A 10,230-nucleotide genomic window follows, 5' to 3' on the forward strand; every position below is an offset into this window, starting at 1 on the left:
GTCGAGCGCCGCGATCAGGTCATGCTCCGATGCGGCCCAGGTGGCCGCGTCGAGGCACGCCGCCACCGCGTCCTCCGCCTGCGCCAACTCCTCGACCACGACCTGACACTAGAACACCTGTACGACAGATTCAGTTGTGGTCGTCGATCAAGCGACCAGCATCCGGCGCCCCGGCCGGGTCCGTGCACTCGACGAGGCGTTCGGTGGCGAGGCAGGAGACGAGGCAGCGCTCCTTCGCGTCGCCGTTGAGGCGGGCGGTCCAGTCGGTGACGCCGCCGTCGCCGATCTCCACGCTGCCGCCCAGGAGGCTGATCCGAAGGGCGCAGCCCGTGTAGTAACCGCGACCGCGCGTCCGCTCCGGCTCGTCCACCAGCGGCACCACGCTTGCGTCGAGTGCCGGTCGGACGGTGTCGGCCAGACGCTCCCGGACGACCCGATCGTCGAGGACCGTGACGTGCAGTCGAGGTGCGGCCTCTGGTGCCAACTCGGCGAGGACCGCCCGCCAGTAGGTGAGGTGCCGGATCAGCAGCCGGGCCTCCGTGCGGCCCGCGCCGGCGTCCCGCGCGCTGGACACCAGGCAGAAGAGCCGGAAATGCGCCGAGGTGTCGGTGCCGAAGTCCTGTGCCCGCAGCACCCGGTGGGCGGCGGCAAGGTGCACCTCGCCACCTCGGCGGCGACGCACCGCCGCCTCGATCGCAAGAGCGTTGGTGGGATCGCTCAACACCTCGCTGGCGCGCATTGTGGTGACGATCCTGTTCTGGCTGACCGGAGCGACCGCCGAGCAGGTGCCCACCGGCACGACCGGCGACAGCTCAACTCCGGAGACGTCGGCCGGCAGCAGTTGCCACATCCGGGCCTCCACCCGGGCGAGCGCGCGTGGGTCCGCGCGTGCCGGACGGACGAAGCGGTCCTCGCGCCAGCGGCGAACCACCCCCGGCGGGCGGACCGTCGCCGCGCGGTCGTGGGCGACGCTCAGCAGCAGGGTACGCAGGTCCGCGCCGGACAGGCCGGCCAGCGCGGCCCGCGTCCCGGTCGGCATCGCCGCCCACACCCGACGCTCCGCGTCGGTCAGTGTGCCGTCATCCATGGCCGTCACCATGGCTCACCTGAAGCGCCGGATCCACCGGGTTTGGTGCGCGGTCGGTGAATCGTTCACGCCATCAGCTCGAAAGCGCAGCCAGAAGAACGCGGCCGTCGGCGGCCGGCCGGGCATCCACTCGCCACCTGATCATGAGACCTGGTGGTCGGTCGTGTCCCCGCCTACGATCCACGCATGATCGGCTAGGACGGGGGACATCACGTGATCGATGCCATCTTCTTCGATGTCGGTGGGACCATTCTCGACGAGTCTCGCGAGTTCGCGAGCTGGGCGGACTGGCTCGGCATTCCCCGGCACACGTTCTCGGCGGTGTTCGGCGCGGTGATCGCCCGGGGCCTTGGCTGGCAGGAGACGTTCCGGGTCTTCCGGCCCGACTTCGATCTCGCGACCGAACTGGAGCGCCGAGCGGCTGCCGGCCAGCCCGAGTCGTTCGCCGAGGAGGATCTGTACCCGGACGCGCGAGAGTGCCTGCGGTCCTTGAAGGACCAGGGTCTGTTCGTCGGCCTGGCCGGCAATCAGCCAGCCCACGCGGAGGCGACCCTGCGCGCTCTCGACCTCTCTGTGGACGTGATCGGCACGTCGCACGCCTGGGGCGTGGCGAAGCCGTCACCGGCGTTCTTCGAACGGGTCGTACGCGAGGGCGGTGGCGACGCGTCGTCGATCCTGTACGTCGGCGACCGGCCCGACAACGACGTGCGCCCGGCCCTGGAGGTTGGCATGAAGACGTGCCTGATCCGGCGCGGTCCGTGGGGTCACATCCTCGATCCCTCGACGGTGGCCGAGCAGTGCCTCTTCCGCATCGACTCGCTGGACGAACTCCCGAGCCTGGTGGCGACGCACAACGCGACGCACAACGCGACGCACAACGCGACGCACAATGCGACGCACAATGCGACGCACAACGCGACGCGCTAACCGGCGGCGTGACCAGGTGCTCCTGGTGGCCGCCCCGCAAGGGCGGCCACCAGGAACGGGGTCAGGTCAGCGAGCAGGCCCCGCCGTTGACGGTGACCAGACCCGGGTTCGGGTTGGCGCCGCCGCCGGTGGTGGCGTTGAAGCCGAACGTCACCGTGCCGCCGGGAGCGATCCGGGCGTTGTACGACTCGTTGCGCGCGGTCACCGTGGCGCCGGCCTGGGTGACCTTCGCCAACCACGCCTCGCGGACGCGCTGGTCGCCGGTGAACGCGAACCGCACACTCCAGCCGTTGACCGGGGTGGCGCCGGTGTTGCGGACGGTCAGCTGGGCGGTGAACCCGGTGCCGCCCTGCCAGGCGCCGTAGTTGGTGTAGCGCACCGCGCAGGTGGTGGCCGGCACCGCGCCGGCGTCGCCCTGGTCGGCGAGGAACGAGGCGATCCAGGCCAGCGCCGAGTTCCAGTTGATCGCCACCTCGTTGGTCGCGTACGAGTTGATGTCGTCGACGTAGCAGAACATCGGCTCGCAGCCGGCGAGCAGCTGCGCCGCGAACGGGTCCTGGAGGGCGGCGTTCGCGCCGCCGGCGAGGGAACCGGCGGGCGGGTTCGGCAGGTTCGGGTCGAGCTGGTGGCCGAAGATGCGGCTGTGCTGGTTCTGCGCCGCGTGCTCGCCCCAGCCGGTGACGTACGAGATGTTCAGCGCGTTGCGGCCGAACACGTAGTCCATCGCCTGCACGGCGCCGTCGCGGTAGCTGGCGTCGCCGGTCAGGTCGAAGGCGGTGGCCAGCACGACGGCGTTGTTGATGATGTTGCTGTTGCCGCCCCAGAAGTAGCTGGCCGCGTCCCCGGGCATCGGTAGCCCGTACGCCTGCTGCCGCAGCTCGGCGAGGTACGCGTCCGCGGCGGCGGTGACCGAGGCGCGGATCCGGGTCAGCTCGGCGGCGGGCAGCCCGTTCGGCACGGTGGCCAGGTCCAGCCGGCCGAGCGAGGCGGTGCCCTGCCAGCCGAAGCCCCGCGGGTCGAACACGTCCCCGGTGTGGTGCGGCGAGGCGGTCAGGTCGGTCAGGTAGGACTGCGCGCCGGTGGTCAGGTACAGCTCGACCGCCGCCCAGTAGAACTCGTCGGTGACGGTGGTGTCGTCGTACGCGCCGCCGCCCGTGCCGTCGGTCGGGCTGGCGTACACCGCCGGGTTCGCCTTGGCCGCGCTGTAGGCCGTCTTCGCGGCCGTCGCGCAGCGGGCCGCGAACGCCGCGTCGTAGGGGGCGAAGAGCCGGGCGCACTGGGCGGCCGTGGCGGCCAGGTTGAGGGTGGCCGCGGTGGACGGCGGGTGCAGCTCGCGCGGCTGCGGGTCGTCGTGCGGGGCCAGCGGCAGCCCGGTCCAGTTCCGGTCGTGGATCTTGTGGTGGGCCATGCCGGCGAGCGGCTTCCCGGCCGGCACCTGCATGCGCAGCAGGAACTCCAGCTCCCAGCGGGCCTCGTCGAGGATGTCCGGCACGCCGTTGTCGCGCTCGGGCACCCGCAGCGTGCCATCGGCCAGCCCGGCGCCGCCGGCCGCGGTGGCCGCCGTCCTGGTCCGCTCGAAGGTGTTCAACAGCTGGTAGGTGGCGATGCCGCCGTTGACCACGTACTTGCCGTGGTCGCCCGCGTCGTACCAGCCGCCGCGCACGTCCAGGGAGTAGTCGCAGACGCCCGGCTGGCAGGGCACGTTGGTGTCGCCCTGGTTGGGTGCCACGCCGAGGTGTCCCGCGGGTCGGGCGTACTCGTCGCCGATCAGGTCCCCGTCGATGGCGATGCCGCTGCGCTGGGCGTAGAAGAACTGCAACGAGTCGGCCCGCAGCCGGTCGTAGAGGGTCCCCGAGATGTCGAACGGGTGGCTGGTCTCGCCGTCCACGGTGAGCGTCAGACCGCTGCCGGGGGTGCGGTAGCTGGAGAAGTCGACCGTCTGCACGTTCTGCCCGGAGGCGGCGTCCACACCGCGCGCGGCGGTGGTGCCGCTGGCCACGACGGCCCCGGCGGCCGAGCGCAGCTGCCACGGCAGCGGTTCGGTGGCCTCGGTGACGACCGTGGCGTTCTTCGGGCCGCCGGGCAGGTAGCCGACCTGGTTGACGCGCACCCGGGGCCCGGTGTCCGGCTCGTACGGCTCGGGCGGCTCACCGCCGCGCAGTGAGACGTCGTCCAGGCAGACGGTCTGCGTCTCGGCGGCGCCGCCGACCTGGAAGATCAGCTGGGCGCCGGGGTTGTCGTCCGGGACGGTGAAGGTCTGCTCGACCCGCTGGGCCGTGCCGGTGGCGGTGGCGTCCACGGCGGCGTACGTGGTGTACGGGGCGCTGCCGAGCTGGAGAACGGCCTTGACGGCGGCGCCGGGGGTGGCGGACACGGCGAAGCCGAGGGTGTATTCGGCGCCGGCGATCAGCGGGACGCCGTCCTGGCCGATGCCGGCGTCCCACGGATTGGCCAGGCCGCCGGGGACGGTGGTGCAGAGCCGGCCGTCGGTCACCGCGAGCGCGCCGGTGCCGTAGGAGAACCAGGGGCTCACACCGGCGCTGAAGTCGCCGTTGTCGATCTGCTCGGGGGCGTCCGGTGGCGGGTCGGCGGAGGCCGCGCCGGCGCCCGCGCCGGTGAGGGCCAGGGTGGTCGCCGCGGCCAGCAGGAGGCGGCGTCGGGATGGCGTCACGGGGAGTCCTTCCGGGACGGATGGGGGACGGGTGGCGGGGATACCTGGGAGCGCTCCCAGGTATCGGCTCGATGTTTCCAGTGGCAGTGAGCCGTGTCAATCGATCTGACTGGATGGCTTTCGCTGTCCGACGAGGGCGGTCGGCTGGGCACCACGCCGGCCGGGGTGCCGCGACGCGCCGGGGCGGACACGTGAGATTGGCCGCGCCACGCGTCGTCGTCCTGATCTCCTAGAGACAACTGCGCCCTTCGCCTGGCAGGCTGCCTCCCATGACCCTGAAGCTGCGTTCCGTGGGAACGAGCGACCGTGGGCTGATCCGCAGCGGAAACCAGGACGCCCTGCACGCCGGGACCTGGCTCGTCGCCGTCGCCGACGGCATGGGCGGGATGGCGGCCGGTGACCTGGCCAGCGCGCTCACCATCGACGCGGTCGCTCCGCTGGACGTGGAGACCCCCGAGGACGCCCTGGTGGCCGCGCTCCAGGGTGGCATCGCGCTGGCCACCACCCGGATCCGGCAGGCGGTCGCGGAGGACCCGGAACGCCAGGGCATGGGCACCACGCTGACCGCCCTGCTCTTCGCCCGTACCGGCAGCTGCCTCGCCCTCGCGCACGTCGGTGACTCGCGGGCCTACCTGCTCCGCGAGGGAGTGCTCAAACAGGTCACCCGGGACGACACCTTCGTCCAGATGCTGGTGGACCAGGGCGTCATCACCGCGGACCAGGCCAGCAGCCACCCGCGCCGGGCGGTGGTCACCCAGGCGTTGCAGGGCGACGACGTCTCGCCGTCGTACGCGACGATGGTGCCCCGGGTCGGCGACCGGTGGCTGCTGTGCAGCGACGGGCTCTCCAACGTGGTCCGCTCCGACACCCTCGCCGAGGTGCTCGCCGGCTACCCGGACCGGGCCGCCTGCGCCGGCAAGCTGATCGACCTGGCACTGCATGCCGGCGGGCCGGACAACGTCACCGTCGTGGTGGCCGACGTGGTGGAGGAGTAACCAGCCTCAGCGCCGGCGCGGTGTGGCGCGCCGGGTGGGCGTCGCGGTCGTCGGGTCCTCCGGCCACGGGTGCCGGGGATAGCGCCCGCGCAGCTCACCACGGACCTGCGGGTAGCCGGTGCGCCAGAACGACTCCAGGTCGGCGGTGACCGCCACCGGCCGGCCGGCGGGGGAGAGCAGGTGCAGCAGCACCGGCACCCGGCCGCCGGCGATGCGCGGGGCTGCCGGCCATCCGAACGTCTCCTGGAGCTTCACCGCCAGCACCGGGGCCGCCGGATCGCTGTAGTCGACCCGGATGCGGGAACCACTCGGCACGGCGATCCGCTCCGGGGCCAGCTCGTCCAGCTGGGCGGCCTGCGCCCACGGCAGCAGCCGGCGCAGCGCCCCGGCCACGTCCACCCGGGCCAGGTCGGCGCGGCGCCGGGCGGCGGAGAGCTCCGGGCCCAGCCAGGTCGGCGCGGCGGCGAGCAACGCCTCGTCGCTGACCTCCGGCCACGGCGCGCCGAGGTGGTGCCGGGTGAACGCCAGCCGCTCGCGCAGCGCCTCGGCCGCCGGGGTCCAGGACAGCAGCCCCAGCCCGTCCTGGCGCAGGCCGGTCAGCAGCGCCGCCGCCACGTCCGCCCGGTCCGGACGATCCAGTCGGCGCTCCTGCAGCAGGATCGCCCCCAACCGGGTCACCTCCCGGGCCACGACGTCCCCGTCAGACCAGCCGACCTCCCGGCGTGTGGACAGCAGCGGGCCGGCCGCCTCCCGGGCCGTCGCCTCGTCCAGGGGCGTGGCCCGGCGGATCCGCGCCGAGGGCGCGCCGGGGGTACGGTCCGCGACGGCCACCGCCAGCCAGTCCGACCCGGTCAGCCCCGACCCCGCGGCCAGCTCCGCGGCGGTCCCACCGGTCATCAGGTACGCCGAACCGCCCGGCCGCCGAACCCGCGCCAGGCGCTCCGGGTACGCCAACCCGACCAGCAGCCCGGCGGCCAGGTCGTCGGTGAGCCCACCGGAGCCGGCGCGTCTCCGCCCGCCGGCCTCCATGGCTGCGTTCGCACGTCCGTTGGCTCCCCTGGCGGCGCCGGCATGTTCCGGACCGCCCGTCGGATCGGTGGCGTGGCCCTCGGGTGCGGAGTTGGCGGGCAGGGCGGCACGCAGCCGGCGTACCTCGGCCCGCCAACGCGCTGTCGCGCCCGCGTCCGCCCCGGCGCGCAGCCGGCGCCAGCCGGCGACCAGATCGTCGCCCGGGCCGGCCGCGGTCTCCTCGGCGAGCAGGGCCACCACCTCGGCCGCCCGGTCGGCGCCGACCCGACCGGCGCCGTCGAGCAGCGCGCGGGCCAGCCGTGGGTGCGCCCCGGCGGCGGCGATGGCGCGTCCCCGCCCGGTGATCCGGCCGTCGGCGTCGACCGCGCCCAGGGTGGCCAGCGTGTCCCGGGCCACCGCCATCGCCGCCGGCGGCGGCGGGTCGGGCAGTGCGAGCCCGACGCCGTCCGGACGCCCCCAGGCGGCCAGCTCCAGCGCGAAGCCGGTCAGGTCGGCGGTGGCGATCTCCGGCTCCGGACGGGCGGGCAGCCGCTCGTGGGTCGCGGCGGACCAGCAGCGGTAGACCGTCCCGGGGGCCTCCCGGCCGGCCCGGCCGGCCCGCTGCGTGGCGGCGGCCCGGGAGACCGGAACGGTGATCAACGCGCCGAGCCCACGGGCCAGGTCGGTGCGGGGCACCCGGGACAGCCCGGCGTCCACCACCACCCGCACGCCCGGCACGGTCAGGCTGGTCTCGGCCAGCGCGGTGGCCAGCACCACCCGGCGTCGATCGGCCGGGCGCAGGGCCGCGTCCTGCTCGCTGCCGCGCTGCCGGCCGTGCAACGGCAGCAGCGCGACGGCGTCGCGCAGGTCGGCCAGCCGGCCGGTGACCGCCGCGATCTCGCCGGCCCCGGGCAGAAAGACCAGCACGTCGCCGTCGCGCTCGCGCAGCGCCCGCCGCACGGTGGCCGCCACGTGGTCGAGCAGGGCCCGGTCCACCGGCCGGCCACCGGGTGGGGCGATCGGCCGTGCTGGTGGCGCCCAGATCCGCTGCACCGGGTGCAGCGCCGACTCGGCCCGGACGACCGGAGCCGGATCGGGTCCGCCGAGCAGCGCGGCGAACCGGTCCGTGTCCGGGGTGGCGGACATCGCCAGCAGCCACAGGTCCGGCCGGAGGGTGGCCCGTGCCTCCACCGCGAAGGCCAACGCGAGGTCGGCGTCGAGTTGCCGCTCGTGGCACTCGTCGAGCAGCACCGCGCCCGTGCCGGGCAGCTCCGGGTCGTGATGCAACCGGCGGACCAGCAGGCCGGTGGTGACCACCTCCACCCGGGTGGCCCGGCTGACCTGGCGCTCGCCGCGTACCGCGTACCCGACCCGGTCGCCCACCCGCTCGCCGAGCAGCTCGGCCATCCGCCGGGCGGCGGCGCGCGCGGCCACCCGGCGGGGTTGGGCGATCACCACCCGGCCGGTGACCCGGTCGGCCACGGCCAACGGCGCCAGGGTCGTCTTACCGGTGCCCGGCGGGGCCACCAGGACACCGGCGCCGGCCGCGTCGAGCGCCGCGACCAGCGCCGGCAGCACCGGGCGTACCGGCAGGTCCAGGGTTACGTCGGAGAGCACGGCCCAGTCTCGCACCGGCCCCGGGGCCTCAGCTGCGGCGGACCTCGCCGACGCCGTGCAGGAACGTGCGCCAGGCCGAGGCGTCGAAGGCGAGCACCGGGCCGGACCGGTCCTTGCTGTCCCGCACGGCGACCTGACCGTCGACTGTCGCGACCTCCACGCAGTTGCCGTTGCCACTGCTGCGCGTGCTCGTCCGCCAGTCCGCCCGGGTCGGGTCGTACGCCGTCATCCGCGGTGCCTCTCGTCTGCGTCGGCGTGCCGCGGACGCGGTCACGCAAAGTTACGAGAAGCCTGCTCAAGACGGGTCAACGACGCCGTCGGATCGAGCGCCATCCGGCACAGCTCCTCGTGCAGAAGGCTATACCCGAGCACCTGGTCGGCATCCTCCAGCGCCAGTCCCATCGTGAGGTTATCCAGGTAAACCACGGAGGCGTCGGCGGCGTCGGGGAAGTTGAGGATGACGTACGGGGTGCTCATCGCGGGATGCCCACCGGCCGCGAATGGAAGTACCTGGATTGTCACGTTGGGTAGTTGCGCGATCCGACTCATGTGGACCAGCTGTTCGGCCATCACGCCGTTGCCGCCCACCGGGCGCAGGAGCACCGCCTCGTTGAGCACCACCGAAAACTGGACCGGGTCGTCGCGGCGCAGCACCTCCTGCCGGTGCAGCCGCGCCGCCACCTTGCGCTCCACGCCGTCCTCGCCCGCGGTGCGCCGGTACATCTCCCGGGCGTACGCCTCGGTCTGCAACAGCCCCGGCACGGACTCGGCCTCGTACGTGCGCAGCGCCACCGCCTCGGCCTCCAGCCCGACGTAGAACTCGAACCACTCGGGCAGCACGTCGCTGTAGTTCTGCCACCAACCCCGCTGCTGCGCGCTCCGGGCGATCTCGATCAGCGCCTCGGCGTCCGCCCCGGTCACCTGGTAGAGGGCCAGCGCAGCCCGCACGTCGCGCGGCTTGATGCCGATCTGCGCGGTCTCGATCCGGGACAGGTTGCTCTTGGACATGTCGAGCTGACGGGCCGCCACATCGAGGGTCATGCCCGCACGCTCCCGGAGCTGGCGCAGCTCCCGGGCGATGCGGCGACGGCGGACGGTCGGGCTGCCGGCGGCTGGGACGGCGGGGGTGGCGGTCACCGTCCGAGTCTGTCACGACAAGATCCGCAGGTCGGGCCTGCACGGAGTGCAACTTTCAAATCTGGGAGTTGCATTGCGGTAGCTGTCGGTGCATCCTTTGCCGGTCGCGATCACTGTGGACACATAGGTGCGGGAGGACCGTTTGCTCATCGCCGACGAGTTCTTCCTGATCGCGCACAACGACAGTCGCGGCAAGGCCAAACTCCACCCGGCCGCGACCGGGCTCGGCCTGGCCGGCGGGCTGCTCGGCGAACTGATCCTGTATGGACACATCACCGTCTCCAACGGGCACGTCACCGTCATCGACCGACGCCCGCCGGGCGACGCGCTGGCGCACACCGTGCTCGACCAGTTGATCGGCGAGTCCCAGCACCAGGCGGTCCGCACCTGGCTCAGCTTCCTGGCCCAGAGCGCCACGACCTCGGTGGGGGAGCGGCTGGCCCGGGCCGGCATGCTGCGCCGCCAGGAGAGCCGCCGGTTGCTGCGCACCTCGGTCAGCTACGTGCCGATCGACCTCAACGCGGTGGCCTGGCCGGCCACCCGGCTGCGGGCCCTGCTGGACCGGCCCGACCCGCCGAGCGTGCCGGACGCCCTGCTGCTCGGCCTGGTGGTGGCCGCCGGGCTGACCCGCGAGGTGCTGTGGAGCGCCGGCCCCCGCGCCCACCACCGGCTGAACGTCCTCATCCCCGCGCTGCCGGCGCCGCTGAAGGAACTCGTCGGACACACCGAGGCCGCGGTCGGCGCCGCGGTGCTCCGCGGCGTCCCATGACCCCCCGGTAACCCCACCC

8 protein-coding genes are annotated in these 10,230 nt (G+C 73.7%); 3 read left to right on the plus strand and 5 right to left on the minus strand.

What is annotated here, in order from left to right; translation table 11 throughout:
• Positions 1-130 precede the first annotated feature (130 nt).
• Positions 131-1,087: a hypothetical protein gene (locus EAD89_RS28255; RefSeq protein WP_121677832.1), complete on the minus strand. Its 957-nt coding sequence runs from the start codon at positions 1,085-1,087 to the stop codon at positions 131-133.
• A 213-nt stretch (positions 1,088-1,300) separates the two neighbouring features.
• On the opposite strand from EAD89_RS28255, the gene EAD89_RS28260 reads away from it, so the two are divergent.
• Positions 1,301-2,014, plus strand: a complete 714-nt coding sequence (locus EAD89_RS28260; protein ID WP_121677829.1) for an HAD family hydrolase — start codon at positions 1,301-1,303, stop codon at positions 2,012-2,014.
• Positions 2,015-2,075: 61 nt separating this feature from the next.
• Here the strand turns inward: EAD89_RS28260 and EAD89_RS28265 are convergent, their stop codons facing one another.
• The gene (locus EAD89_RS28265) at positions 2,076-4,685 is read right to left on the minus strand and encodes a glycoside hydrolase family 9 protein (RefSeq protein WP_121677830.1); all 2,610 of its coding nucleotides are present in this window, start codon (positions 4,683-4,685) and stop codon (positions 2,076-2,078) included.
• 269 nt (positions 4,686-4,954) lie between these two features.
• Between EAD89_RS28265 and EAD89_RS28270 the strand changes: the two genes are divergently transcribed.
• Positions 4,955-5,680: a PP2C family serine/threonine-protein phosphatase gene (locus EAD89_RS28270; RefSeq protein WP_121657375.1), complete on the plus strand. Its 726-nt coding sequence runs from the start codon at positions 4,955-4,957 to the stop codon at positions 5,678-5,680.
• Between the two features lie 6 nt (positions 5,681-5,686).
• Here the strand turns inward: EAD89_RS28270 and hrpB are convergent, their stop codons facing one another.
• The 3 genes from hrpB to EAD89_RS28285 are packed head-to-tail and all read right to left on the minus strand — an operon-like array spanning position 5,687 to position 9,442.
• Complete coding sequence (hrpB, locus tag EAD89_RS28275; RefSeq protein ID WP_121677833.1) at positions 5,687-8,305, minus strand: ATP-dependent helicase HrpB; 2,619 nt, start codon at positions 8,303-8,305, stop codon at positions 5,687-5,689.
• 28 nt (positions 8,306-8,333) lie between these two features.
• Positions 8,334-8,534, minus strand: a complete 201-nt coding sequence (locus tag EAD89_RS28280; RefSeq protein ID WP_121652711.1) for a DUF397 domain-containing protein — start codon at positions 8,532-8,534, stop codon at positions 8,334-8,336.
• A 41-nt stretch (positions 8,535-8,575) separates the two neighbouring features.
• Positions 8,576-9,442 carry a helix-turn-helix transcriptional regulator gene (locus tag EAD89_RS28285; RefSeq protein WP_121677831.1) on the minus strand — a complete coding sequence of 289 codons (867 nt, stop codon included), beginning with the start codon at positions 9,440-9,442 and terminating at the stop codon, positions 8,576-8,578.
• 127 nt (positions 9,443-9,569) lie between these two features.
• Here EAD89_RS28285 and EAD89_RS28290 point away from each other — a divergent pair, with 127 nt between their 5' ends.
• The gene (locus EAD89_RS28290; RefSeq protein ID WP_121652712.1) at positions 9,570-10,211 is read left to right on the plus strand and encodes a GPP34 family phosphoprotein; all 642 of its coding nucleotides are present in this window, start codon (positions 9,570-9,572) and stop codon (positions 10,209-10,211) included.
• Positions 10,212-10,230: the final 19 nt, after the last annotated feature.

The sequence above is a fragment of the Micromonospora sp. BL4 genome (assembly GCF_003667505.1).
Classification (GTDB): Bacteria; Actinomycetota; Actinomycetes; order Mycobacteriales; family Micromonosporaceae; genus Micromonospora.

Excerpts from the sequence above, each read along its gene's own strand:
- EAD89_RS28255 (WP_121677832.1), bottom strand. The coding sequence starts at position 1,087 with ATGGATGACGGCACACTGACCGACGCGGAGCGTCGGGTGTGGGCGGCG.
- EAD89_RS28270 (WP_121657375.1), top strand. The coding sequence starts at position 4,955 with ATGACCCTGAAGCTGCGTTCCGTGGGAACGAGCGACCGTGGGCTGATC.
- EAD89_RS28280 (WP_121652711.1), bottom strand. The coding sequence starts at position 8,534 with ATGACGGCGTACGACCCGACCCGGGCGGACTGGCGGACGAGCACGCGC.